This is a genomic window from Paenibacillus sp. SZ31, assembly GCF_012912005.1.
GTDB lineage: Bacteria > Bacillota > Bacilli > Paenibacillales > Paenibacillaceae > Paenibacillus.
Window position 1 is genome coordinate 61,320 of sequence record NZ_JABBEA010000021.1, and the last position, 25,928, is coordinate 87,247.

The window sequence follows — 25,928 nt, forward strand, 5'->3', positions numbered from 1 at the left end:
GGTATGGATGCAGGTGATTTGAAAATATTTCAGGTGGTTGCCCGCGAAGGTAGTATCAGTAAAGCTGCGCTCGCACTCAATTATGTACAATCCAATGTGACCACACGGATCAAACAGTTGGAGACTCAGCTACAAGTACCTTTGTTTCATCGTTCCAATCGGGGGATGTCGCTCACACCGGCGGGCGAGAACCTGCTGGTGTATGCGGATCGAATTTTGCAATTACTGTATGAAGCAGAGCAGGCCACGCAAGTGGGGAACCCACCAGCAGGCTTACTTCGTTTGGGTGCCATTGAGACAGCTGCTTCCACTTTTCTGACGCCACTCTTGGCTGAATATACTTCATGCTACCCGGAGGTACAGCATTCGCTTGTCACGGGTGGGACGCATGAACTGAACCAGAAGGTGATTCAACATGAATTGCATGGCGCTTTAATCTATGGCCCAATCGATCATCCTGAGCTGAACTATATGAAGATGTATGACGAAGAAATGGTACTGGTCGCTGAACCTGGAACACATGAGCTACATGATCTATTGTCCAGGCCGATGTTGTTTTTTGAGATCGGATGCACACATCGGACTCAGGCGGAATCCTTTCTGAAAGATCAGGGTATCCACACGCTTAATGTCATGGAATATGGAACACTGGATACGATTTTGAATGGTGTATCTGCCGGGCTCGGCGTATCATTGCTGCCCCGGTCTTCGGTTACCAAGGCAGAATTAAGAGGCGAGATTGCAGTGATGTCTTTGCCTGAGCCTTATTGCCGGTTGGAAGTAGGATTTGTGTATTCCCGTGGTGAACATATATCTAATGCGCTGAGCGCTTTGGTACAGATCATTACAGAACCAGAACTATAAAGGAGTGAATGATCTTGGAGGATACTACGTTAACGCTCGCGGAAGCATTTAGTCAGGCAGACTTTATTATTGGCGGTCATGGCATTCGCAAAGTGAAGGTACTTCAGGACGTACTGGAGCAGATCGATGGGGAGCTGTTCAGTGACCACTATGGCAACGGCCCCGTCATTGAAGAATTTCAGCAACAAATGGCTGACGTTCTAGGCAAGGAATCGGCGGTGTTTTTCCCAAGCGGAACGATGGCGCAGCAGATTGCATTACGGATCTGGTGTGACCGCAAAGGTGTAAAACGAGTCGCTTATCACCCTCTATGTCATCTGGAAATCCATGAGGAAGACGGACTAAAAGAGTTGCACCAGATTGAATCGATTTTGCTGGCGGACAAGGACCGATTGATTCGTTTGCAAGATGTACAAGCGCTCGATCAGGACATTGCCTGCCTGCTGTTGGAACTGCCGCAACGCGAGATTGGCGGCCAATTGCCAGCGTATGAAGAACTGGAAGCGATCTCGGCCTATTGCCGTGAACGCGGGATTAAGCTGCATCTGGACGGGGCGCGCCTGTTTGAGATTACTCCCTATTATCAGAAGACACCTGCGGAGATTTGCAGTCTGTTTGATACGGTGTATGTGTCCTTTTACAAAGGAATCGGAGGGATTGCGGGTGCTATATTGGCGGGTGATCCGGATGTGATGCAAGAGTCAAAAGTATGGAAACGGCGGCATGGCGGTGATCTGATCGGCCTCTATCCGTATATTCTGAGCTCTCAATATTATTACAATGAACGGATTGGCAAAATGGAGCTTTATTACGAGCAGGCTCAAGAACTCGCCTCCCTACTGAATGCGTGTCACGGGATACATACATTGCCCGAGGTGCCGGTATCGAATATGTTCCATGTTCATTTTGCGCTTGCTGCTGCCGAAGTTGAACCGATTCTTGTGCAAATGGCTCAACAGCATGGCATAGCAATAACTTCGTATTTGAACAAGACGAGTGGGAATAGCTGTTCTTTTGAATATTCTGGTGGAGATCGTTATGGGCAAGTTCCTCAGGACAAGCTGCGTGCAGCACTGGAATGGCTGGACCAAGAGTTGCGCAAACAGGTGAGATAAGAAGTCTGAGAGAAATTTGTGTGCTAAATTAATTAAATGTTGTTAACCTGCCTTGTCCACATGCTGGACAGGGTATTTTTGTGCACTTTTATACAACTTCCTATGAAAACCACTTTCATGAACGAGCATATGTCATTAGTCCAAAGTCCGACTTTTATTACAGGATTAACTTGATCGAATGCATGAACCTGAAGCAAAAACAGGTATACCGATGTATTCCAACATTTTCTTAATCATGTAAAATATTAAAGGTAATATATTCCAAACAAGGAGTGGGGAGCGAAGCAAGAACGGTTCATGAAATTAAGGGGGAGAAAGGATGAAGATCATGTTTTTACGTCAAAAATACACATTAGCTGTAATGTCACTCGCGTTATCTGCAACACTGCTGGGGGGAAGTGCCGCGTGGTCTGGAGATGCGTACGCAGCAGAAGCTGCCGATTCTGGCGTATCGATCACTGCTGTATTATCTGATATGCCTTCGGAATTGAGATCATCCATTGAGTGGGTGTATACCAATCGTATGATCAAGGAGGGTTCGGTCAATCGGAAGAACCTGATCTACGATCAGATTTTTGCAGGTCAAGGAACCATTAACTATGTTGTGCGCTGGCAATCGACCAAGAATGTGACCTTGCAACAACGTAGGGATATCGAGAAGATGTTGGGACGGCAAATGAATAACTGGACGAAACATTTGAAGGGTTATGACGGTTGGCCTTATGGGGATATTGCCGTTAAAGTGGTCGGTTGGGCAGTAGCGAATCCAGCACAGATTCTGGACAAGCAATCGAATGAAATCGTTTATACCACCACATCTGTGGATGAACTGAGCAAGTCTGATCCGAAGATCCCGGCAGCCTTGCCCTATGCACCTAATGCGTTGTCGCGATTTGAGCATTTTACGAATCCGAACTATGCCTATCCTGGCGGTTTGGACAAGCGGTTTGACATGTACCTGTGGGGAACGTCCAACTTCGGCGGCGGTGCTGGCGGAGACTGGGGGCAGCGGGTTTCCGATGATTACATTTTGAGAACCGTGAACAACACGGAAATTGAAATTACTGAACATGAAATTGGACATGGCTTCGGCATGCCAGATTTCTATGAAGTACCGGATCGTCCGCCGGGTGGCTTCCCCATGCCAACGATTATGTGGGCAGGTAATTCATCTACGATCACGAATTGGGATGCCTGGTTACTGCGATATACGTGGAGCCAGTTGAAGAAGGATACCGCACGTTTCCCGCTTGCGCCAGCCACCAATCAACCTGTTAATGTAGCTGCGAATGCGAAAGTGACAACATCGTATGTTTCTCCATGGGAAACGATTGCTGCGCTGAATGATGGACTGGACCCTGCACATTCCAACGACCGCACACAGGCGGTGTATGGGAACTGGCCAGAGATCGGTACACATTGGGTACAATATGATCTGGATCGTACATATACGGTATCGCAAACGGATGTGTACTGGTTCAAGGACAACGGCGGCATCGACGTACCTCGCTCGTACAAAATTCAATACTGGGACGGAAAAACATGGCGAGATGTGAAGAACGCCAAGGGCCGTGGGACTCGAGCAAATACTTACAATACCACGACTTTTGATCCGGTGAGCACCACGAAAATGCGTCTTCAGATGGTATCCAGTGATGCTGCTTCCACGGGCATTCTGGAATGGAAGGTAACGGGTATTGCGTTGTAATTTGCAGTTTATTTACAAGAATTGATAATCTGAATAAACAGCGGCTGATCAGTGGCGAAAGTCCTGATTCAGCCGTTTTTTGCAGGAATAGATAGACAAGTGACGAAAGGTACATTTTAAGAGGTTGTTGAACACGTATTAAAGGGGGAGTTCAAGTGGCATCGATAGAATTAGAACCGATTCGTGATCTTTTGGTGAAAGCTTATGATACGACAATGGGAGAAGGGTGTACTCCTGAGACGCAACAGAGCATTGAGGTTTTTGAGCAAAAGCATAACGTGAGATTGCCCGCAGCGTATCGCGCGCTTTTGCTCGAATTCGGTGCATGCAACTTCGGCGATCCTGCCTTGTATTCGGTGAAAGAACTGGACTGGGCCTATCCCGAGTTTCTGGAAGCCTATCATGAATATGAGAGTGAATATGAGTTGCCAGCTGACCTCCAGCCTTTCCCCATTGGTGGATTCGGTGAAGGAAGTATGGCTATACTGGATCAGGTCTCAGGCAAGGTTTTGATGTTGATCCACGATGCAGGAGAACTGCCTCTTCGGGAGATTGCTGTGGACTTTAATGAATTAATGACGATGCTGGCTGAGTCGGCAATCTGGGTTCAGGAACAGATGGATTAAGAGTGTAGACGGAAGGAAGCGTAACATACGTATGGATATCCGAAAGTTAAGATACTTTATCACCGTGGCGGAGGAGCTTCATTTCCACCGTGCAGCGGAAAAATTAAATATGACGCAACCACCGTTGAGCCAGCAGATTCAGAATTTAGAGGAAGAGCTTGGCGTAAAGTTGTTGGAACGCACAAGAAAAATGGTTCGTCTGACACCAGCAGGTGCCGTATTTCTGGAACAGGCCAGACTCATCCTGGCCCAACTTGATCGATCTATTCAGCTTACACAAAAGGCAGATCAGGGTATCATCGGGCATATAACCGTGGCGTTTGTGGATTCGGCTTCAGGGAGCATTATGGTGGATGTACTCAGGAAATTTCGCGCTGCGTACCCGCAGATTGAATTGACATTACGTGAGATGACTTCGTCCCAGCAATTGCAGGCACTGGAAGACGGACAGATCCATATTGGATTTCTGCGCTATCAGGAAGATACCCGCCATGTTTCGTTCCGTCCCTGTCAGATGGAAACGTTGATTGCCGTGTTGCCAGATCATCACCCGATGGCTTCTCAGACTCAAGTTTCAATTCGAGAACTGGCGGATGAAGATTTTATTTTATTCCCAAGGCATCTGGGCTCTCCGTTCCATCGTCTCGTTCTGGATTATTGCAGAGCACATGGCGTAGACCCTCGAATTACGCAGGAAGCGATCCAGATGTATACGATTGTGAATCTCGTTGCGGCTGGCATGGGCATTTCCATTGTTCCATCATCGGTGGATGTGTTCCAGCGAAAGGGTGTAGTCTTTCTTCCATTACAAGAAAATCCGCCCTCCGTACCGTTGTACACGGCATGGCGGACGGATATGAATCAGGAAGTGATATCCCGTTTTATGAGCATAGTTGATGAATGCGTTTAACCAGTCTTGGCTGGATCACGTTCAATCCACGGATTCAGTATTTCATCAATTCGAGACATGATCTCAGGGTCCAGTTTCACACCGGAAGCTTTTACATTTTCCAATACCTGCTCTGGCCGGGATGCACCGATAATGACGGAACTGACATACGAATGCTGAAGAACCCATGCTACAGCGAGTTGGGGGAGCGTTAGACCAATCTCTTTAGCGAGCGGAACAAGCTCTTGCACAGCGGTAAGAACATCTTCGCGTAACCACTGACCAGCCAATTTGTTGAAAAAGGGTGCTCCGGCTTCTCCAGCTGCACGTGATCCGGTGGGTAATGCTTCGTTAGGTTCATATTTGCCTGATAGTATGCCCTGAGTAAGAGGAGACCATGTAATCTGTCCAAGTCCTGCTTGGTCACTTGCAGATACCACTTCTTGTTCAATCACACGCCATAACATGGAATATTGGGGTTGACTTGCAATGAAGGGTACATGAAGTTCCCGCGCCAAAGCGGCTCCTCTTGCAATCTGATCCGCGTTCCATTCGCTTACGCCAATGTAGTGCACTTTGCCCTGACGCACCAGATCGGCAAACGCAAGAAACGTCTCTTCCAGCGGAGTATTGTTATCATAACGGTGAGCGTAATAGACATCGATGTAATCAGTCTGTAGGCGTCGCAATGAGCCATTGCAGGCTTCCATGATGTGTTTCCGGGAAAGTCCGCGGTCATTATGACCAGAGCCGGTGGGGTGACAGACTTTGGTGCACAGTTCAATACTTTCTCTTCGTACATCCTTAAGAGCCTGTCCTAATACGGATTCTGCCTTGGTATTGGAGTATACGTCTGCGGTATCGAATGTGGTAATACCTGCATCCAATGCGGCTCGCACACAAGCTTCTGCTATACCATCCTCGACTTGTGCTCCATGCGTAATCCAGTTGCCGAGTGAAATCTCACTGACGGTTAATCCACTGTTTCCTAATTTGCGATATTCCATTCTTGCCGCCTCCCTAAGTCATCTGGACTCCATTGTAGCAATGGCAGATTAATAGGTGAAATATCTTTTAACCCCATCTTTGATACGAAAAAGATATCAGTGAATTTACATTTTCTCTTGAATGTATTTGCGATAGAGAGCGGGCGTAATCTCCTCGAACTTTTTGAATATTTTGATAAAATATCCCGATTCATTGAATCCCAGCTCATCACTGATCTGTGAGACAGGCATGTCGGTGACCTCCAGCAATTGCTTGGCCCACTTGATTTTGAGCCGTGCCAGGTAGGTTGTGAAGTTCTCACCGGTTTCCTTGGCAAACAGCCTGCTGAAATAACTCGGACTCAGGTGGCATAGATCGGCCATTTGTTTGAGTGAAACCTGCTCACTCTTGTGACTGTGAATGTATTCAAATGCAGGCTGGAGCACCGGGCTGGAGCTTTCCGTATCACTTGGGCTGTTTTTGAGATAGGCATCCGCAATCGCATTGGTCATCTCTTTTTTGATCGACTCGATATTACGAATGGAGTAACCCGGCAGAATGGTGGAGAGGTTCAGCGACTCCTGATTGCCTGACGCTTTCTCGAATATTTCCACTAACAGATTTTTGTTGAGGGCTTCTTCAACAATATAGTTGCAGAGCAGGGATAACATGTTGGAGATTTTTACAATCTCTTCATAGGTCATCACAGGTAGCTGGGCGTAATCGTCCTTTAATTCCTCCAGCTTGGCTGCATGCATGGGCACGTTCTTGGACGTGACAATCTGCTCCAGATCACTACCCTTTTCCGGATCGGCCAGCTTCACTTGTCCTGCCATCACGGCACCGATATATTTGCCATCGATTGTGATTGGAATCGCGATATCAATAATGTTGAAATGGCATAGATAGACATAGGGCTCATTCAACCGAACCGCTTCCAGACCGCCGCGCGAATCACATTTTTGGCAGTAGGGGAGAAGTTCGGGGTCTTTGCGTACATTCTGGCAGAAGGCCTGACAGCTGCTGTGACTGGTTATGGGAATGCCTTTATAGTCAACGGTGAGGATCGCGAGTTTGGTAACTGTGGCAAGAGAATCCTGTAGACGCTTCCATTTATTAAGGTCGAGAATTTTATTGATATGCAGATATTCTTTAATCATTGGATGAAACCTCCATAGCTAACCTGATTCATGATGTAGGCCGTTAAAAGTTAGCAAGTTGTACATATTAAGATGTAAGGGTGACGGGTAATGTATAATGGGAGGTCAAAATTCAACCATCTCATGACAATAACATACCATGATTGCGCTAAAAAGCAAAAATTTACGATTGAAAATTATAATAATTTGTTATCAAAGTCCACTGTAAACCTGCTGCTCATGCGTTATATTAAGGTCAATTGTAAGAAATTAAAATTTGATCTAATGACTACACTATTTCATATCCTTAGGAGGCATATATTAATATGAGAAAAGCATTTATCAGCCCAACCAAATATGTACAAGGCGAAGATGAGTTGTTGAACCTGGGGTACTTTGTTAAATCCTTCGGAGAATCAGCCTTGCTGATTGCACATCCGGATGATGTACAGCGTGTAAAAGCGAAGCTGGATGCAACAGCAGAGAAATTCAATATTACGTTTGTTGAAAGCGGTTTTAAAGGGGAATGTTCCCGTGAGGAAGTTGCTCGTCTGCAAGCGATCGCGAAGGAAAAAGGATGTGACTCTACCATCGGTCTGGGTGGCGGTAAAGCGATCGATGCTGCGAAATGTGTAGCTGAAGGCGAAGCACTGATCATCTGTCCAACGATTGCGGCAACAGACGCACCGACAAGTCACTCGGCTGTATTGTACACACCGGATGGTTCTTTCGATGACTATGCTTACTTCAAACAAAGCCCAAGTGTGGTACTCGTTGATACGACGGTAATCGCTAACGCACCAACACGTTTTCTCGTATCCGGTATGGGAGATGCGCTCTCTACATACTTCGAAGCAAGAGCAACAGCGAAATCCTATTCCCGTGTAAACGCAAGTCTTCCAATGGGTTCCCGCGAAGGATATACACCTTCTGCAGTAGGTACGAATGCGGCACTTGCACTGGCAAAACTGTGTTATGAAATGCTGCTGACTGACGGAGCGAAAGCGAAAGTAGCCAGTGATAGCAACGTTGTGACTCAAGCACTGGAAAACATCGTTGAGACCAACATTCTGTTGTCTGGTCTTGGATTCGAAAGTGGCGGTCTGGCGGCAGCACATGCGATCCACAACGGTTTGACTGTTCTCGAGGGTACACATCACTTCTTCCATGGTGAAAAAGTATCCTTCGGTACAATCGCACAACTCGTGCTCGAAAATGCACCAACCGAAGAGCTGCATGAAGTCATGGACTTCTGTCTCGAAGTGGGACTGCCGATCAGCTTGGCGGATATCGGTGTAGACACGATTAGTCAGGAAGAGCTGTTGAAAGTGGCAGAGATCGCTTGTATTCCAGAAGAATCGATTCACGCGATGCCGTTCCCGATCACCGTTCCTGAAGTGGCTGCTGCCATTGCAGCCGCTGACCGCATGGGTCGTGAGTACAAAGCAGCTCGCCGGGAGGCAAAATAATGAAGAAAATTATTAACCAAGCAGAACATGTTGTTATGGAAATGTGTAACGGGATTGCGCTTGCGCACCCGGAGCTTGAATTTCTGAAAAAATATAAAGTCATTAAACGCAGAGAGATTCAGGCCGATAAAGTCAGCCTGATCAGTGGCGGTGGCAGTGGACATGAACCAGCTCACGCAGGTTATGTGGGGAAAGGTATGCTGGATGCAGCGGTATGTGGAGATGTGTTCGCATCTCCTTCCCAAATCCAGGTGTACCAAGCAATCAAGGCAACAGCCAGCAACAAGGGTACACTTTTGATCATCAAGAACTACAGCGGTGACATGATGAACTTCAAGAATGCAGCGCATCTGGCAGAAGAGGATGGCATCGACGTACAATATGTACGCGTTGAGGATGACATCGCTGTACAAGACAGCTTGTATACCGTTGGACGTCGCGGCGTTGCCGGAACTGTACTGGTTCACAAGATTGCCGGAGCAGCAGCCGAAGAAGGCCGCAGCCTGGCAGATGTGAAATCCGTTGCCGAGAAAGCAGCTCAGAACGTGCGCAGTATTGGTTTTGGATTCACATCCTGTACCGTACCCGCCAAAGGCACGCCTACATTCGAAATTGCTGAAGATGAGATGGAATTCGGCGTAGGGATTCATGGTGAGCCAGGAATTCGTCGGGAGAAAATTGTATCGGCTGATGAATTGGCAGGACGTATGGTCGAAACATTGCTCGCAGATATGAAGCTGGATAAGGATACATCCGCTGAGATTGCGGTGCTCGTGAATGGTTTTGGTGCAACGCCACTGCAAGAACTGTATCTGCTCAACAATTCCGTTCAACGTGAGCTTGCTGGACATGCAGGCCTCAATGTAGCTACTACATTTGTAGGCAACTACATGACAAGTATTGATATGGCGGGTGCATCGGTTACGATCCTGAAACTGGATGATGAACTGAAGTCATTGTTATTTAAGGAAAGTGATACTCCTGCATTTAAAGTATCCGGTCCTCCTGTAGCACAAGTGGCGTATTCCGAAGCGCTGGAAGCTGTCGTGGGTGAAGATGCTCCGGTATCTTATGAAGTGGAGACGCCTGCAACATCTGCGGTGATCAGCAACAATCAATTCTCCCTGGACAATGTCGTCTACCTGATCGATAAAATGGGTGAGATCATCATCAAGAATGAAGTACCATTCTGTGAACTGGATTCCCATGCTGGTGATGGCGATTTCGGTATGAGTGTGGCAAAAGGCTTCCGCCAGTTGAAACGCGAATGGAATCACATCATTAACGAAGATAAAAAAGATATCGGTTCATTCCTCGATGCATGTTCCTTGGTTATCATGGAATATTGTGGCGGCGCATCCGGCCCGATCTGGGGTTCAGCATTCCGTGCGGCCGGCAAAGCAGTAGGGGGTAAACAGCAGCTGAACGTTGCTGAATTTGCTGAGATGATTCATGCAGCTGTGCAAGGAATTCAGTCTACAGGAGAACGCTCCTTCGGACGTGGTGCTGTTGTAGGCGACAAGACCTTGATCGATGCACTCGTTCCGTGTGCTGATTCCTGGACACAAAGTGCGGAGTCTGGAGATGATTTCAAAACCGCATTTGCCAAAGGTGCAGCAGCTGCCGTTGAAGGTGCGAAGAAAACCGAAGACATCGTTGCACGTATGGGCCGAGCAGGTACTGTCGGCGATCGCAGTCTGGGCTACCCTGATGCTGGCGCATACGCATTGGGTGTTATTTTCACAGAGTTGTCCGAGGCGATGAAATAAGGAATGTTGGTAAAAAATTAGATTATTTCGATGAGAAATATATATGTATAAAGTGTTCTTACCGCAAAAGAAGTATCACACAGTGATGCTTCTTTTTTGTATTGAAATGTCGATTTTTATGCATATAAATACATATAATGGAATATTTGGTTCATAATTTCGCCATGAATTTAAATAAATAGGTTGTTGAAAATGCCTTCTAACTTGTTATAATATAACCTATTGATATTGATAATCACTATCATTTGTTGTTTTGTTACTCAGCACTACAGTGAAAAGGGGTCAAAATTATTCTCTAAATTTACGTCTGAGGAGGTATATGATACTGAGTTTATCCAACACAGTACGCTGCGTGGGAATCCAAATTTTCTAAATCTAGGGGGATATAAATTAAATGAGAAAGTCTATTTCTTCAAAATTAATGTTTATCATGGTTGCAGCTTTAACTTTGGTGTTGGCAGCTTGTTCAAGTAATGAACCTGCTACGACGGATACTGCGAATACAGAGGCTACAACTTCCGATGCTGCTACTACAGCTACACCCACAACTGTTGAAATTACGGATGCTCATGGAACGGTAACTGTGCCTGTAAATCCAACGAAGGTCGTTGCGCTGGATAACAGAACATTTGAGACTCTGTCCACTTGGGGCGTCAAATTAGCAGCAGCGCCGAAGGATGTAATGCCTGCGGATTCACCATATGTGGCGGATGAATCGGTACAAAATATTGGAAATCATCGTGAACCAAACCTTGAACTATTGGCATCAATACAGCCTGACCTTGTCATTGTTGGTCAACGATTCGCTAGCTACTATGAAGACATCAAAAAATTAGTGCCTAATGCAGCAGTGATCGACCTTAATATTGAGCTTGAAGAAACAGCATCACCTGGAGAAAACTTTGTTAATGGCCTTAAAGATGCAACAACCAATTTGGGAAAAGTTTTCGAGAAGCAAGAAGAAGCTGCCCAACTGATTGCTGATTTTGATAAAGCTATTGAAGAAGCTAAGGCTGCTTATAATGGTGAAGATAAAATTATGAGCGTTGTCGTTTCTGGTGGAAACATCGGTTTCTCGGCTCCTCTTACTGGACGTGTGTGGGGACCATTGTATGACATTTTCGGCTGGGTTCCGGCCCTAGAAGTGGACAAATCTTCTTCTGATCATCAAGGTGATGATATTTCTGTTGAAGCGATCGCCCAAAGCAATCCGGATTGGATTTTCGTACTGGATCGGGATGCAGCTGTATCTGCTGAAGAAGGTGCCGTTCCGGCTCAGGACGTTATTGATAACTCACCTGCTCTGAAAAACACCACTGCTATTACTCAAAAACAAATCCTGTATGCTCCAAACGACACGTACACCAATGAATCCATCGAAACGTTCTTAGAGTTGATTAACAACCTTACGAAAGCTTTAGCTAAACAGTAAAAAGGAGTATGCTGCAGTGCAGAAAAATTTAATACCAAAATTAGCTGGGGTTGAGAATTCTCAACCCCAGCGTCATAATCCGAAAAAGCTATGGACTATACCTTTTATCACTGCGATTATAGCCACTATTATTTTAGGCATTACATCACTGCTTATTGGAGTCTATGACATACGAGGACAAGCGGATGGAATGGAGATGTTCTTCATTACTCGTGTCCCACGAACTGTTGCATTAATGCTTACCGGTGCCGCCATGGCAATGGCAGGACTGGTCATGCAGCTTATTACACAGAATCGCTTGGTGGAACCTACCACAACCGGAACAATGGAATGGTCAGGACTGGGGATCATGTTTATTTATCTGGTCTTTCCTGCTCCGAGCTTAACGCTAAGAATGACGGGTGCAATCATTTTTTCTTTTATAGGAACGATGATTTTTTTTATGTTTCTAAAGAAAGTTAAACTCCGTTCGTCTTTGGTTGTCCCGATTATTGGGATGATGCTTGGAGCTGTCATTTCTGCATTTTCAACTTTCGTTGGGCTTGTGTTCCAAATGACTCAAAATATCGAAAGCTGGTTTGCAGGTTCCTTCTCATCTGTGCAAATTGGCAGGTATGAATATTTATGGCTCATCGTATTGGTGACTATTCTTATATTTGTTTTTGCTGATCGGCTGACATTAGCCGGACTAGGAGAAGATGTCGCTACCAGTCTTGGCGTAAATTATGACAGGATCATTCTTTTGGGTACTGCGCTTATTTCACTAGCCGTTGGAATCGTTGCAGCGGTCATTGGGAACTTGCCTTTTCTAGGGTTAATTGTCCCCAATATTGTTTCCATGTTTAGGGGTGACGATCTCAGGAGCAATTTACCATGGGTGTGCTTATTAGGGATGGGCAGTATCATTGTGTGTGATATCCTGTCTCGTGTCATTATTATGCCTTTTGAAATACCTGTCTCGATGATCCTTGGAACAGTGGGAGCCGTCGTATTCATTGTCATTTTGTTAAGACAAAGGCGGTCAACAAGGAGGGTAAGATGAGCGACTTAGCAAGTAGAAATCCACTGAATATCGAAATCGATTCTAGCCGTCGTCCTAAAAAAAGATCAGCTAGAGCCTTCCGTACCAAGAAAGAAGAAAAGCGCTATTGGATTTTGCTGATAACATTGATTGTTCTGGGCGTTTTTGCATCAGTTGGACTACTGGTTTATAACAATCCGGTCCCGGTATCGTCTCCTTCATTTATACCTGTTGTTACAAGAAGGGTAGTCGCTCTGGTTTCAATGCTGATCGCTGCAATCTGCCAAAGTTTATCCACGGTTGCTTTTCAATCGATTACGAATAACAGAATTATAACTCCGTCTCTTTTAGGTTTTGATGCTATTTATTCAACCATTCATACGAGTACTATATTTTTCCTTGGTGCTACGGTATTTGTGAATTTTAGCGGTGTCGATTCCTTCTTATATCAAGTTGCCGCAATGGTCATCATGTGTTTGATTCTTTATGGATGGCTGCTTTCCGGAAAATACGGCAATTTACAACTTCTGCTTCTGGTCGGTATTATCATTGGCACAGGGCTGAGATCCGTATCTTCGTTTATGAGAAGACTTCTTGCACCGTCCGAGTTTGATATTTTACAGGCAAGAATGTTTGCTTCCGTGAATAATGCGGATTCTGCCTATTTCCCGATTGCGATTCCTATCGTCATCATTGCAGCAATTCTGCTGCTTGCTAATGCCAAGAGGTTAAATGTATTGTCGCTGGGTAAGGATGTCTCGACTTCCTTGGGAACTAAACATCAAAGTAGTGTGATTTATACGCTGGTCCTGGTTTCCATTTTGATGGCCATTTCGACGGCTTTGGTTGGACCACTAACATTCTATGGATTTTTAGTAGCGATTTTGAGTTATCAGGCTGCGCAAACCTATGATCACAGATATGTTTTCCCAATGGCTCTTGCGATAGGGTTTGTGATCTTAACCGGTGCATACTTTATAATGAATCATGTTTTCAATGCCCAAGGTGTTGTTTCCATTATTATAGAATTGGTTGGCGGACTAACATTTTTAATTGTGATTTTAAGGAAGGGTTCTTTATGATACAGATCAATAATGTCAAAAAAACCTATGCAGCCGAGGTAGAGATAGGCCCTTTGAATATTCATATACCCAAAGCCGGTCTTACTTCATTGATTGGACCCAACGGTGCGGGGAAGTCGACGACACTTCTGATGATCGGAAGACTTTTGGATTTGGACGAAGGTCAGATCAAGGTTGCCAATATGGATGTTTCCACATCCAAGTCAAAAGACTTGGCCAAAATTGTAACGGTTTTACGACAAGAAAATCATTTTGTCACAAGGCTTACCGTTAGACAACTGGCTGGATTCGGACGGTTTCCTTATTCTAAGGGAAGATTAACGGATGAGGATGAAGCTATTATCTCTAAATATATTGATTTTCTAGACTTAACTGATCTGGAAAATAGATATCTAGATGAGCTTTCTGGTGGTCAAAGGCAAAGAGCTTATGTCGCAATGGTTTTGTGTCAGGAGACGGAATATGTACTTTTGGACGAGCCTCTGAACAATCTGGATGTTGCTCGTTCTGTTCGGATGATGGAGCATTTGAGATATGCCGCTAATGAATTCGGTAGAACCATTCTGACGGTTATGCATGATATCAATTTTGCTGCCAAATATTCGGATCGAATATGTGCCATGAAAGATGGTCAAATCGCCGCTTTTGGAAGCGTAGATGAAGTGATGGACCCCGCAATTTTAACAGATATTTTCGAAACGAAAATTGAAATTATCGATGGTCCATATGGACCGATAGCGATCTATTAGCTATAAGATTTAATGGAAAGTTGTTTATTAAGATGGTTTTCAGAAAGTAGAGTGATTAATCACTCTGCTTTTTTTTATTAAAGTCGAACAAGACAGTTTGAAAGTTTATCTTAAAAACATCATAGAACGATAAGCCTTTACCAGAAGCATCTTCCTGCAAACGTTCCTTTCTCGATTAATAGCTATTTTCGCTCACAGAGTAGTCTTTTGGATATGAAAAGGAGATACTCTATGCCATAAATTGGCTTGAAGGTTCCAGATAGTGTAATCTGGAGATTATGAAACCCATTTGAACGAGAAGGGATCGGGATGATTCAATGACGCAAAAAATCTATTATGACTCTGCTTATACAAGAGAGTGGCATACAACGATTACAGGCAGAGTGGACAAGGAAGATGGCGTATATGTCACGCTGGCGGAGACTGCTTTTTACCCGCATGGGGGCGGACAGCCTTGTGATCTGGGACAAATTGGCGGCTTTGCTGTTCTAGATGTGAACATCGAAGATGGTGAAGTATGGCATAAGCTGGAACGCGCCCCTGAACAGACTGAGGTACATTGTGAGATTGACTGGGAACGCAGATTCGATCATATGCAGCAGCATACGGGCCAGCATTTGTTATCGGCAATCACGCTGAAGCTGACTGAAGCGATGACGCTCAGTTTCCATCTTGGAACGGAGTATGACACGATTGATGTGGCTGCGGCTGAACTGGGAGTAGATCAATTGACTGCTATTGAACAAGAAGTGAATCGCCAGATCTATCGTAACGCTCGTATCAACACTTCATGGGTTACAGCAGAAGAGGCGGCACAATTACCACTGGTGAAGCAGCCAACGGTAACGGAAGACATTCGCATCGTCGAGATCGAGAGTGTAGAGTATAACGCCTGCGGCGGAACGCATGTGTCGGCGACAGGTGAGATCGGCATCATCAAACTGTTGAAAACCGAAAAAGTGAAGGGCGGTACCCGCATTTATTTCAAATGTGGAACAAGAGCCCTGAATGAATTCACATCCACACAAAACGTGCTCAATAGCATCATGGTTAAATTAAAGACCAGTAAGGACGAGGTATTGGAGCGCATTGAGAAAATGGAGCTGGAGCAAAAACAGCTGCAAACCGAATTGAATGCAGTGAAAACAACGAATGATGCTTACTATGCGGATGAACTTCTGGCTGCCCGGCAAGGGCTGGGGATTGCTCAGGTCTTTGAAGACAAATCGCTCAAAGATATGCAGAGCCTGGCAACCAAGCTGACGGCAGACCATGAGGGGCTTGTATTGTTCGTCAGCATCTCGGAGGCCAAAGTCGTTCTGGCACAGAACGGGCAGCCGTCCGAATGGGCTTGTGGACCGTTCTTCAAAGGCAATCTTGGAGCATACCAAGGCAAAGGTGGAGGTAGTGAAAAGATGGCTCAGGCAGGCTTTGCCAGCAGTGAAGATGCGCTCGCCTTTTATGAGTTCACCAAGGATCAATTGGGACATCACTGATGTATGTTTTCCAATATAAGATCGGCAGCATTTAAATATGGAGTAAGGGACAAGCACGTCACGTTGTGGCGTGTTTTTCATGGCATGATGAAGCGAGCAGATAGCAGAGGGGGTGGAGGGATGACAGAACGAATTCCGTGTATACGGGAAGGGTGTGCAAATACCATTTTACCAGCAACAGCGGCGAAAACGGGTGGTTATTGCATGCCTTGCAAACAGGAGATGGAGCGTGAGGAGCGCCAGAGATACATTGAAGCACATCGGCGTGATGTGAACTTGTATGCGGGTATCACAGACCCGGTAAAAGTTTTGAAAATCATGCACGAACCTCAGGTTCGCGATCCACTAATTCGTTATGTGCCCTATGAACAATCGAAGGAACAAGCATATCTATCGTTGGCTGCGGAGCAGCAGGATGAGATGAAGGATTATGCGATGCACCGGATTCGTACAGGCGATGAGGATGCCGGCAAAGACATCCTGTTATACCTCGTCTGCTACCATGATACATCATTGACCGCCGAAATCCCGGAGCTGCTGGAACAGGAGATCTATTATCCTGTCATTTTGTATAAAAGTGCCTCCGCGGCAGTGCGAGATCATCTCTTGCAGCAGGTGAACACCGATGACGAGAATCGTAACCATATTTTGCTCATGCTGGCCTATATCGGGGATGATGTTGTTGTGCAGCAATTCCGGCAGTGGAGACAGTCTCCGCCATCATGGAGGAGTGAGTTGTACGTGGCACCAGAGCATTACACAACTGAAGCTGGTTGGGAGCTCAGGAAAGACGGACAGCGCAGGGAATTATTCATCACCCCAAGTTATTCACTCTATAAAGTAAAAGAGAATAAAGAAACTAGCGTGGAAGTATCCAGAGATTCATTCTCGTTGCTGACTCCGAGCGCCAATTGCTGTCCATGGTGTGGCAATGAGTTAACCACCTTAATTAGTCTGGATGTGAAGCATCCAGCTCTGAAGGACGTTTCTTGGCATGCCCAGCAACTTCACATTCAGACATGCGTAATATGCAGCAGTTACGGTGTAGTTTACATGGAGGTGGACGCAGTAGGGGAACCGTTATGGAGTTCACATAATGTCATGCCTTTGGGAGCGGATGAGATTGATCCGGACGACTATGTAAAACTTGCACAGGATGTTGGCCGGCAGTTTCGCATTGCGACTGTATCACGTCGTGCATTCCATGCCAGTGAGTGGGCGATGGAGCCATCGTTATCTCAGATCGGGGGCCATCCGGGATGGGTTCAGGATGCCGATTATCCAACATGTCCACGCTGTTCCACGAGAATGAAGGCTGTCGCACAACTGGATTGGGGCGAGGTTGAGGAGCATGGTGAGGGCATGTATTATATGTTCATATGTGAACCGTGCCAGATGACAGCTGTAACCTATCAGCAATCTTGATAGCAGACTGCAACAACAAAAAGGGGCATCCCGTAAGTTCTGAACTTAATGGGGGGCCCCTTTGATGTACCGCCAGATCTTCCTACAAGTCCGCAGATGCCTGCTTTAACAAACCAGCCAACCATTCATAATCCGGGGTATCTTTTTCCTTGAGCTTGATCGTTTTACGCTCTTCCGGGCCTTCGAATATTCCATCGGGTAGATCAAGTCCGGTTGCATGGAAAATGGTGAAAGACACGGCCTGTTTGGATGGAGAGATGACTGCAGCGTACTTTCCGTTTTTCAAAAAATGAGGTTTCTTGTATTGTACGCGTTCCTGCACGTCAGGGATGGTATCATGCACCAACTGACGCAGTTGTCCAGCGACTTCTACTTGCCAGGGGATCTGAATTTGTTCAATAAACTCAGTGACTTCTGCATTCTTGGTCATGCTTGTTCACCCTCCGTATGGATCTGATTGTGTGTTTCCCATTCTGGTCTTAGGATTCCCATCATTAAGCGGTCGTAACGCTTACCATCACGATATACAGCTGAGCGTGCCCGACCTTCCAACTGAAAACCAGCCTTCTCATAGGAACGGATTGCTTTGGCATTGTAGGCGATGACATCGAGGCCAACCCGGTCCAGATTCATTTCATGGAACGCATATCGTAAAATAAGTTTCAACGCTTCCGTGCCATATCCCTTGTTGCGATGTTCAGCAAGTCCGATGCCAATGGCAAGCTGACCGCAGCGGTTATTCCATTCAATGCTGTGGATAACGACAAAACCGATCAGCGTATCCTCTTCATGCGTGCGCAGTCTGAAGTACACTTCCTTGTTCTTTGTTTCTCCCTCATCCTCCAACTGTTTCTCCGAATAGGGAATGGCAATATCGGTATCTACATTCCGAAGGTACTCCGGGTCTTCGTTCCATTGCAGCATCGTCTGCACGTCTTCAGGACGTGGTGGCGTCATCTTTAATCGTTTGCTATAAAACAGGTTGTCCGTAGTTAGTGTCATAGGGGTCTCCTTTAAAATAGGTTAAGCTTGCTTCACCTTGGTTTCACATTTAACTCTATGTATATTACGCAATAGACCTCGCTCCTTTGGCACCTGATAGCCTCATCATACTGGAAATTACAGGTGAATCACAATAGCGTATTTCAGTGGATAGAAGTAGCCTCTTATCACGAAACCTGACACGGTAGTAAGATGAAATGATTGATATACATTCAGTGATAGAACCAATAAAAATGTCGGCAGGAGTGGTACGTTTTGGAGATTAAAGTGGATAATTTGAATGGATTACAAGTTAAGGCTTTAATTGCAGAACATTTGCAAGGTATGGCGGCGGATTCGCCTCCAGAGAGTATTCATGCGTTGAATCTGGATGGACTCAAGAAGCCTGAAATTACATTCTGGTGTGCATGGGAAGGGGACGACTTGCTCGGTTGCGGGGCTATCAAAGAACTGAGTTCGGAACATGCAGAATTGAAGTCGATGCGTACCGCTTCGGCTCATCTGAGAAAAGGCGTAGCGAGAAAAATTTTGGCCCATATTATGGACGTTGCAGTAGAACGTGGTTATAAGCGAATTAGTCTGGAGACGGGTTCAATGGATTCATTTATCCCGGCACGGAAGTTGTATGAAGATTTCGGATTCGAATATTGCGAACCCTTCGCGGATTATATATTGGACCCGAACAGCACGTTTATGACGAAAATAATCTAAATCGATTCACATGATAAACCAGTATTCTGTTTTTTACAGGATGCTGGTTTTTTTATTTTGCAACATATCATATGAATCCGCTGTTTGCCGTCTTGATATTATGTCCCATAATCGCTTTGGTGCTTGGAGTCAGCAGTTATTTTGCCAAAGGGTTTAGACTTTGGGGAGCGCTGATTATATCTTTTATGCTGCCTTTGTTGTATATCGCGAGTGATCTTTCAACATTGAGGAGTAACATAGGCGCTTGGTTCATCTATGGGGCAGCGTATAGTTTAATCACCTGGATTATACACAGATTGTTCCGTGCCATTGTGGGGTATAAAACATAGGTTATGTTTCTATATGTTTGGGATGAATTGGCCATAAGGAACTTCTGGGCTGATTGATGGACAATAGGGTATACTGGACATTATGTTTATGAGGTTGTTCAAAATTATGAAACAAGACATTACAGACGTTTTTTACATCAGGAGGACTTGAATTGGCTCAGACAGAAGGAACACTACAGAAGAAGCTTAAACCAAGACACATCAGTTTTATGGCTATGGGTGGTGTCATTGGAACAGGAATTTTCAAAGGCAGTGCAGAGACGATCGGACTTGCAGGTCCGGGTGTGATCGTCACGTACATTTTTGCCGGATTATTGCTGCTGGTCGTTATGGCCGCGATGGCGGAGATGGCTACGGTGTACAAGAACAAAAATATGAAAGACTTCGTGCAGGAAGCATTCGGTAGCCGAGTGTCCTTTGTTATGGGATGGATGTACTGCTTTCTATGGTTATCGGTGTGTGTCATTGAGGTGATTGCCGCTGGGAGCTTTTTGCAGTATTGGTTCAGTGAAGTACCGCTGTGGATGCTGAGTCTGGCTTGTGCGGCGTTCATTATACTGGTTAATCTGCTCAGTGTGGGTGTGTTCGGTGAATTTGAATTTTGGTTAGCTGGAATCAAAATCGCCATGATCATTATTTTTATCTTCTTGGGTGCAGGGTTGATCTTCGGCATTATTCCAAGTGATAACACCCCTTATCTGCAAAATTACACGCAAGCAAGCGGGTTCTTCCCGAACGGATGGTCATCGATCTTCTCGGCACTGCTTGTGGTCATGTTCTCCTATGGGGGATCGGAGCTGATTGGTCTGACCCTGACCGAGACGGAAAATGCAGAAAAGGTTATGCCCAAAATCGTAGGCAATTTCATGCTCAGAATTATTCTGTTCTTCACCTTGCCGATTCTCATCATCTGTGGACTCATTCCATGGAATGAGATCGGGCCGGAGAGCAGTCCGTTTGTACAGGTGCTCGCATCTACAGGACTGCCGGGAGCGGCACACATAATGAACTTTATTTTGGTGACGGCCGTTCTGTCTGCTGCGAATTCAGGGATCTACGGTGCATCCCGGATGATGCACTCCATGGCAGTAGGCGGGGAAGCTCCAAAGGCATTGTCACAGACGAATCGCAACGGTAGCCCAGTTAACACACTTCTGGTGTGCTCGGTCGTCCTGCTTGGAGGTTCCTTGCTTGGTCTGTTCGCGCAGGATCAACTGTTCCGCGTATTGCTCGCAGTACCTGGGTTTGTTGTAATCCTTGTGTGGATATGTATTGCTTCATCACAGCTGAAACTACGGAAGAAATACCCGGTTCAACCGACATTCAAAGTCTGGGGATTTCCTTATATAACCGGAGTTGTCGTGTTGTGTCTCAGTGTCATAGCGGTCATGTTTGTGTTTGATGCAGGGAATCGTTTCAGCATTAGCATCTGTCTTGCCGTGCTCGCGTTGCTGATAATCTGGTCCCTGATTCGATTCAGGAAGACGAATGGACGGACAGTTTAGTATTTGTGACATTCAAATGTAAAACACCACAACATCTCGACGCTTGCGTCGGGGTGTTTTTTTGTATCATTTTTCGCTGCAAGGAACCGAAACGATTTCTCCGAAATTAAGCCTAGATGCAGTTCCAATGATCAAAGCTACCACAGCCATGATAGCGTTTTTATGTAAACCCAATATTTTCTTGCCTAAATCGACATATTCGTTTACTATTTTCCCATACTTAGTGCTTCAAGCATGCGTTTTTTGGGTAGCGCCTAGTCAAAAAGGCTTGGGTTCACGGGAGAGGAAGAGGAGCGGATGATCGGTTTTTTTAGAAAACGTTTGGTTGTACGCATTGTTGCAGTAGTTACACTGGTCATTACGATTATCGCCGTTGGAAGTATGCTGTTACAGGTGGCCAATATGAAGCTAGCTGCGCAGGAGGCCATTTCGAGTTACAATATCCAGATTGCTCAGAGTTATGTGAATCAGCTGGATACAGCATCTTATGCCGAGTTTGCCAAGGACCCCAAGGAGAATGACGAATTCTTGAAGATTCGTGATGAACTGGATGACTTTCGTGTAAGTATTGGTGCAATGTATGTGTATTTCGTCAAAATAGATGACAAAGGTACGCCACTTATTATGGTGGACGGCATGAAGGATGCAGATAAAGCCTCACCGATTAATGAAGTGACGGATGTGCCACAGGATGCTATTCAGAAGCTGTTGCAGGGGCAAACAGCCAGTTCTTCGATTATTAACAATGAGGAGTACGGCGACTATATTTCCTCTTACGCTCCGATGCTGGATAGTAATGGGGCTGTAACAGGTGTGATTGGTATCGATACGGCGGTATCGGTGATCGGAAGCATTGAGTCAGATATTATGAAATCGAGTATTCCTTTCTATGCCTTGTTGCTACTTATTACACTTATAGGCATTGCCGTTGTCATGTGGTTTATCGTTAGGGGACTGCGACCACTTCAACCGCTGAAGGCGAGTGTGGAAAGAATGGCACAGGGTGAGCTTGCAGAAGCTAACCGAATTCTGACGTCGTATCGTTTGCGGAGTGAAGATGAGATTGGAACCACATACCAAGCGATGATACATATGTCGGGGAACTTGAATAAGATCGTGAGTAACATGGTTGAAGGTGTAGCAGTAACCACAGATATTTTATCGGAATCAACCAAGGAATTTAATCACAGTACTGAAGAGATGCTCAAGATGAGCAAGACGGTTGATCAGTCTGTTGAACAGATTAGGCAAGGTGCACATACGCAGAAGCAGGGTGCGAGCGATAGCGCGCATGCGATGGAAGAGATTGCAAAAGGCATAACGGATATATCTGAATCCTCGATGATTGTGTCGGATGCGGCAACAAGTGCACTTGCTACGGCGGAGTCGGGTAAACAGAGTATGACACTGATGAAAACACAGATGGAGAGCATCTCGAATGTCTCAGGAGAAGTTGTAGCGATGGTTCAGGTGTTGAACAACTACTCCGAGGAAATTGGTGGTGCGCTGCATACGGTTCGTGATTTTGCGAGTCAGACGAAGCTGCTTGCGCTTAATGCATCCATTGAGGCAGCACACGCAGGAGAACACGGCAAAGGTTTTGCGGTTGTAGCGGACGAAGTTCGGAAGCTTGCAGAGGCCTCAAGCACATCCATGGAACTGATCTCGAACCTGCTGCTTCGCATTCAACAAGAATCACAGCAGATTGGCTCACAGATGGGCGTTACCGCAACCGAGATAGGACAAGGGGTTACGATTACCGCAGAAGCGGAGCAAGCATTCGCCCATGTGGTTGATGCGTTCCAACTGGTGACCCGTCGTATTCAGGAAGTCTCCGCGGCGGCAGAGGAAATCTCGGCAGGATCGGAAGAGGCCGCAGCCTCAGTCAATACAATCTCGCAGATTTCAGCCGGGGTGTCGGATCATTCGGATGAAATCTATCGTTTGATGCGTGAACAATCGGCCATGTTCAACAGGGTGGCGCAGACCTCGACCATGCTGGAGCAGCAGACCAACGAGATGAGCGAAGCCGTACGAAAAGTGAAAGTATAGTTTGAGTTAGATGTAGTATAAGTAACGCAAGAAGTAGTTAGAAAAGAGTCTGGTTTGTTGTGTAACCATACAAAGCAAAAAAAGTGTTCCGCTTTTGTAGAAGTTGGTGTTCATCCAAAACTTCCTTCAAAGCGTGGAGCACTTTTTTTGTACATTCATACCATTAAATGATCCAGCTCAATTGCCTGTCTGAAGCGTCGGGCGAATCGTTCTGCGGCTACGGCGCACTCCTTGGATTCCGTCTGCACGAAGCCAATTTGCATTTTTGGCTGATCAATCCCAGCGATCTCAACCATCTTCACCAGACCTTCTTTCCATAATAGATTTTGGTGAAAGGAAAAGTCATGACCAATCGTGGCGGCAATATCGTTTCTTAATACCATATTGATCGCTTCTGAATTATTTGTTTTGAACAGAATGGACAGAGGCCCATGATCATAGGTGAATTCCTGGATAAAGTCTTCGATGAAACCGTCTCGATAGAGTGCCAGCTTGTGTTCTTTTAATTGATTAGGTGTAACACGGCTGTGCTTGGCAAGCTCAGACAGGTGATGCGTACCGACGACCAGCTTGCCCGAGTACATGGGACTGAAGTGAAGTCCATCGAAATCCCGTAATTGTTTGGCATAGATCGCGATAAAGCCCAGATGGGTTTTGTTGTTGCGAATATCCTCAATAATTTCCATGGACCCTTTCTCTTCAATGGAGATGTTAAGTTGGGGGTGCTCATGCTTCATATCCGCAGCAGACTGGACAAGATAGGGCATGACACTTGGAAAAGTAGCCACATGAAGCTCTCCGGTAAGAGAGGAGGCTTCGGCGTTCAGGGATTTCAATTCATCAATCCGCTGTAAAATGTCCAGTGCTTTGGCAATGAATTGTTTGCCTTCAGGAGTGGGATGAGTTCCCTGCCGCGAGCGTTCGAACAGGATCAAGCCCAGTTCTTTCTCCAGACGGTGAACCGATTGGCTAATCGCCGATTGCGTGACATGTAGATGCTCTGAGGCGGCGGAGAATGATTGCGTCTTCGCAATTTCAACGACATATTCGAGCTGTTCCAGATTCATGATTTCATCTCCGTTTAGCATTAATATAACTAATGTTAACATTAGTATCTATAAATATGAATAATACATGAACAGCGATATAATATATAGACAAGCTTTATAGTTCTTTACTATATAAGTAGAACTTTAACTTTTACACCAGAAACGCAGAGTGCAGAACCAATCTGAAGAAGCAGAGCGTGCGCCTTTATCACCGGATTTTTCCCTTGCATCAAGGGAATGAAGAAAATCTGGGGATAAGAGTGATCGAAAGATGGTATTGCAATCAGCGTGCTCAGGTGTAACATATCTAGTTCAACTTATATAGACAATCATATAAAGGGGATGAACTTCATGAAAGCAGCAGTATGGTACGGCCATAAAGACGTTCGTGTAGAAGAACGGGAAGTTCCGGTCTCTCAAGCAGGTCAGGTCAAAATCAAAGTGGAATATGCGGGGATCTGCGGCAGTGACTTGCATGCCTATCATCATGGTGTAGGGATTCAAGAAGGCGAGAATCATCCGCTCTCAGGACAGAAAGCACCGTTGACATTGGGTCATGAATTTGCAGGAACCGTGAGTGAATTGGGGAGTAATGTAAGCGGTATCAGTGTAGGTGACCGTGTTGTGGTAGAGCCGTTGTACCATTGTGGAAAATGTGAGTACTGTATCCAGGGGCGTTACAACCAATGTACTCAATTTGGATTCGTTGGACTGAATGGTGATGGTGGTTTTGCGGAGTACGTTGTTGTTGAAGCATATATGGTTCATCCCATCCCGGATAACGTCACTTTCGAAGAAGGTGCACTTGTAGAGCCTACAGCCGTAGCCTTTCACGCAGTTCGTCATAGCAAGCTAAAAGTGGGAAACAAGGTAGCCGTGTACGGAGCCGGCCCAATCGGATTATTGACCATTCTGTCTGCCAAAGCTGCAGGCGCTTCTGAAATCTATGCAGTTGATGTATTTGAGGAACGTCTGGACCTGGCAGCCAAGCTGGGAGCTATTCCCGTGAACAGTGCCAAAGTCAATGCAACCGAAGTGATTTTGCAACAATCGGGTGGCATCGATGTGGCCTATGAAGCAGCTGGTGTGCAGCCAACGATGGACAGCGCTATTGCGGTTGTCAAAAAAGGTGGAGAAGTCGTTGTCATCGCAGCGATTCCGAATCCGCTTCAAGTGAACTTCTTCGATCTTCTGGTCAAAGAGGCGAACTTAACGGCAACGCTGGCATATCGCCACATTTTCCCTGAAGTAATTTCATTGATTGCGGAAGGATCGCTCGATGTGAAACAGGTCATCACCAAGAAAATCAAACTGGACGATATCGTGCAGGAAGGACTTGAACTGTTGATGAGCGACAAGAGCCATGCGAAGATTTTGGTGGAGATTGGCGGTTAAGCCTAAAAAATCAATAGTGATGTATCATTTCAAATGCTATATAAGTTATTATGAACGAAAATGAGCTCCCCTTTATGCAAAACCGTGGGTTATCTTGGCAATACTGTCCCAGTA

General features: G+C 45.7%; 22 protein-coding genes. 17 read left to right on the forward strand and 5 right to left on the reverse strand.

All coding sequences use genetic code 11. The features are described 5' to 3' along the window. The first annotated feature begins 3 nt into the window (after positions 1-3). From HF638_RS26190 to HF638_RS26210, 5 genes are all read left to right on the forward strand, one after another. On the forward strand, positions 4-864 hold the full coding sequence (locus tag HF638_RS26190; RefSeq protein ID WP_169482909.1) for a LysR family transcriptional regulator: 861 nt from the start codon (positions 4-6) through the stop codon (positions 862-864). A gap of 8 nt (positions 865-872) precedes the next feature. Next, the gene (locus HF638_RS26195; protein ID WP_169482910.1) at positions 873-1,979 is read left to right on the forward strand and encodes a threonine aldolase family protein; all 1,107 of its coding nucleotides are present in this window, start codon (positions 873-875) and stop codon (positions 1,977-1,979) included. A gap of 328 nt (positions 1,980-2,307) precedes the next feature. Next, positions 2,308-3,687, forward strand: a complete 1,380-nt coding sequence (locus HF638_RS26200) for a discoidin domain-containing protein (RefSeq protein WP_169482934.1) — start codon at positions 2,308-2,310, stop codon at positions 3,685-3,687. Between the two features lie 155 nt (positions 3,688-3,842). Next, positions 3,843-4,313: an SMI1/KNR4 family protein gene (locus HF638_RS26205; RefSeq protein ID WP_169482911.1), complete on the forward strand. Its 471-nt coding sequence runs from the start codon at positions 3,843-3,845 to the stop codon at positions 4,311-4,313. A 31-nt stretch (positions 4,314-4,344) separates the two neighbouring features. Continuing rightward, positions 4,345-5,223: a LysR family transcriptional regulator gene (locus HF638_RS26210; protein ID WP_169482912.1), complete on the forward strand. Its 879-nt coding sequence runs from the start codon at positions 4,345-4,347 to the stop codon at positions 5,221-5,223. Here HF638_RS26210 and HF638_RS26215 read toward each other — a convergent pair. Then, positions 5,220-6,209, reverse strand: a complete 990-nt coding sequence (locus tag HF638_RS26215) for an aldo/keto reductase family protein (RefSeq protein ID WP_169482913.1) — start codon at positions 6,207-6,209, stop codon at positions 5,220-5,222. The two genes, HF638_RS26210 and HF638_RS26215, sit on opposite strands and share 4 nt — an antisense overlap. Before the next feature lie 105 nt (positions 6,210-6,314). Further along, positions 6,315-7,349 (reverse strand): PocR ligand-binding domain-containing protein, encoded by a 1,035-nt coding sequence (locus HF638_RS26220; protein ID WP_169482914.1) that lies wholly within the window; start codon positions 7,347-7,349, stop codon positions 6,315-6,317. A 305-nt stretch (positions 7,350-7,654) separates the two neighbouring features. On the opposite strand from HF638_RS26220, the gene HF638_RS26225 reads away from it, so the two are divergent. From HF638_RS26225 to HF638_RS26260, 8 genes are all read left to right on the forward strand, one after another. Then, positions 7,655-8,797, forward strand: a complete 1,143-nt coding sequence (locus tag HF638_RS26225) for a glycerol dehydrogenase (RefSeq protein ID WP_076333049.1) — start codon at positions 7,655-7,657, stop codon at positions 8,795-8,797. After that, positions 8,797-10,566 carry a dihydroxyacetone kinase subunit DhaK gene (gene dhaK / locus HF638_RS26230; protein ID WP_169482915.1) on the forward strand — a complete coding sequence of 590 codons (1,770 nt, stop codon included), beginning with the start codon at positions 8,797-8,799 and terminating at the stop codon, positions 10,564-10,566. Before HF638_RS26225 ends, dhaK begins: the two co-directional genes overlap by 1 nt. Positions 10,567-10,960: 394 nt before the next feature. After that, positions 10,961-11,998 carry a siderophore ABC transporter substrate-binding protein gene (locus HF638_RS26235; protein WP_169482916.1) on the forward strand — a complete coding sequence of 346 codons (1,038 nt, stop codon included), beginning with the start codon at positions 10,961-10,963 and terminating at the stop codon, positions 11,996-11,998. Positions 11,999-12,029: 31 nt separating this feature from the next. After that, complete coding sequence (locus HF638_RS26240; RefSeq protein ID WP_481856180.1) at positions 12,030-13,040, forward strand: ABC transporter permease; 1,011 nt, start codon at positions 12,030-12,032, stop codon at positions 13,038-13,040. Beyond that, positions 13,037-14,101, forward strand: a complete 1,065-nt coding sequence (locus HF638_RS26245; RefSeq protein WP_062837495.1) for an iron chelate uptake ABC transporter family permease subunit — start codon at positions 13,037-13,039, stop codon at positions 14,099-14,101. Before HF638_RS26240 ends, HF638_RS26245 begins: the two co-directional genes overlap by 4 nt. Continuing rightward, complete coding sequence (locus tag HF638_RS26250; protein WP_169482918.1) at positions 14,098-14,850, forward strand: iron ABC transporter ATP-binding protein; 753 nt, start codon at positions 14,098-14,100, stop codon at positions 14,848-14,850. Before HF638_RS26245 ends, HF638_RS26250 begins: the two co-directional genes overlap by 4 nt. A 317-nt stretch (positions 14,851-15,167) precedes the next feature. Next, positions 15,168-16,346, forward strand: a complete 1,179-nt coding sequence (locus tag HF638_RS26255; RefSeq protein ID WP_169482919.1) for an alanyl-tRNA editing protein — start codon at positions 15,168-15,170, stop codon at positions 16,344-16,346. Positions 16,347-16,466: 120 nt separating this feature from the next. After that, positions 16,467-17,771 (forward strand): DUF1963 domain-containing protein, encoded by a 1,305-nt coding sequence (locus HF638_RS26260; protein ID WP_169482920.1) that lies wholly within the window; start codon positions 16,467-16,469, stop codon positions 17,769-17,771. Positions 17,772-17,853: 82 nt separating this feature from the next. Here HF638_RS26260 and HF638_RS26265 read toward each other — a convergent pair whose 3' ends face one another. After that, the gene (locus HF638_RS26265) at positions 17,854-18,201 is read right to left on the reverse strand and encodes a DUF1801 domain-containing protein (RefSeq protein WP_169482921.1); all 348 of its coding nucleotides are present in this window, start codon (positions 18,199-18,201) and stop codon (positions 17,854-17,856) included. Beyond that, positions 18,198-18,773: a GNAT family N-acetyltransferase gene (locus HF638_RS26270; protein WP_211175795.1), complete on the reverse strand. Its 576-nt coding sequence runs from the start codon at positions 18,771-18,773 to the stop codon at positions 18,198-18,200. Before HF638_RS26270 ends, HF638_RS26265 begins: the two co-directional genes overlap by 4 nt. A gap of 255 nt (positions 18,774-19,028) precedes the next feature. Between HF638_RS26270 and HF638_RS26275 the strand changes: the two genes are divergently transcribed. The 3 genes from HF638_RS26275 to HF638_RS26285 all read left to right on the forward strand — a co-directional run bounded on the left by HF638_RS26275 (position 19,029) and on the right by HF638_RS26285 (position 23,370). Next, positions 19,029-19,484, forward strand: a complete 456-nt coding sequence (locus HF638_RS26275) for a GNAT family N-acetyltransferase (protein WP_169482922.1) — start codon at positions 19,029-19,031, stop codon at positions 19,482-19,484. Positions 19,485-19,965: 481 nt separating this feature from the next. Further along, complete coding sequence (locus HF638_RS26280) at positions 19,966-21,318, forward strand: amino acid permease (protein ID WP_169482923.1); 1,353 nt, start codon at positions 19,966-19,968, stop codon at positions 21,316-21,318. 297 nt (positions 21,319-21,615) lie between these two features. After that, on the forward strand, positions 21,616-23,370 hold the full coding sequence (locus HF638_RS26285; protein WP_169482924.1) for a methyl-accepting chemotaxis protein: 1,755 nt from the start codon (positions 21,616-21,618) through the stop codon (positions 23,368-23,370). Positions 23,371-23,525: 155 nt separating this feature from the next. Here the strand turns inward: HF638_RS26285 and HF638_RS26290 are convergent, their stop codons facing one another. Beyond that, a complete protein-coding gene (locus HF638_RS26290) occupies positions 23,526-24,437 on the reverse strand; it encodes a LysR family transcriptional regulator (protein WP_169482925.1) in 912 nt (303 codons plus the stop codon). 333 nt (positions 24,438-24,770) lie between these two features. Between HF638_RS26290 and HF638_RS26295 the strand changes: the two genes are divergently transcribed. Next, positions 24,771-25,814 carry a 2,3-butanediol dehydrogenase gene (locus HF638_RS26295; RefSeq protein ID WP_169482926.1) on the forward strand — a complete coding sequence of 348 codons (1,044 nt, stop codon included), beginning with the start codon at positions 24,771-24,773 and terminating at the stop codon, positions 25,812-25,814. Positions 25,815-25,928 lie beyond the last annotated feature (114 nt).

Coding starts and splice junctions, on each gene's coding strand:
- HF638_RS26190 (WP_169482909.1), top strand. CDS start 4: ATGGATGCAGGTGATTTGAAAATATTTCAGGTGGTTGCCCGCGAAGGT.
- HF638_RS26195 (WP_169482910.1), top strand. CDS start 873: ATGATCTTGGAGGATACTACGTTAACGCTCGCGGAAGCATTTAGTCAG.
- HF638_RS26200 (WP_169482934.1), top strand. CDS start 2,308: ATGTTTTTACGTCAAAAATACACATTAGCTGTAATGTCACTCGCGTTA.
- HF638_RS26210 (WP_169482912.1), top strand. CDS start 4,345: ATGGATATCCGAAAGTTAAGATACTTTATCACCGTGGCGGAGGAGCTT.
- HF638_RS26215 (WP_169482913.1), bottom strand. CDS start 6,209: ATGGAATATCGCAAATTAGGAAACAGTGGATTAACCGTCAGTGAGATT.
- HF638_RS26220 (WP_169482914.1), bottom strand. CDS start 7,349: ATGATTAAAGAATATCTGCATATCAATAAAATTCTCGACCTTAATAAA.
- HF638_RS26225 (WP_076333049.1), top strand. CDS start 7,655: ATGAGAAAAGCATTTATCAGCCCAACCAAATATGTACAAGGCGAAGAT.
- dhaK (WP_169482915.1), top strand. CDS start 8,797: ATGAAGAAAATTATTAACCAAGCAGAACATGTTGTTATGGAAATGTGT.
- HF638_RS26235 (WP_169482916.1), top strand. CDS start 10,961: ATGAGAAAGTCTATTTCTTCAAAATTAATGTTTATCATGGTTGCAGCT.
- HF638_RS26245 (WP_062837495.1), top strand. CDS start 13,037: ATGAGCGACTTAGCAAGTAGAAATCCACTGAATATCGAAATCGATTCT.
- HF638_RS26250 (WP_169482918.1), top strand. CDS start 14,098: ATGATACAGATCAATAATGTCAAAAAAACCTATGCAGCCGAGGTAGAG.
- HF638_RS26255 (WP_169482919.1), top strand. CDS start 15,168: ATGACGCAAAAAATCTATTATGACTCTGCTTATACAAGAGAGTGGCAT.
- HF638_RS26260 (WP_169482920.1), top strand. CDS start 16,467: ATGACAGAACGAATTCCGTGTATACGGGAAGGGTGTGCAAATACCATT.
- HF638_RS26265 (WP_169482921.1), bottom strand. CDS start 18,201: ATGACCAAGAATGCAGAAGTCACTGAGTTTATTGAACAAATTCAGATC.
- HF638_RS26270 (WP_211175795.1), bottom strand. CDS start 18,773: ATGACACTAACTACGGACAACCTGTTTTATAGCAAACGATTAAAGATG.
- HF638_RS26285 (WP_169482924.1), top strand. CDS start 21,616: ATGATCGGTTTTTTTAGAAAACGTTTGGTTGTACGCATTGTTGCAGTA.
- HF638_RS26290 (WP_169482925.1), bottom strand. CDS start 24,437: ATGAATCTGGAACAGCTCGAATATGTCGTTGAAATTGCGAAGACGCAA.
- HF638_RS26295 (WP_169482926.1), top strand. CDS start 24,771: ATGAAAGCAGCAGTATGGTACGGCCATAAAGACGTTCGTGTAGAAGAA.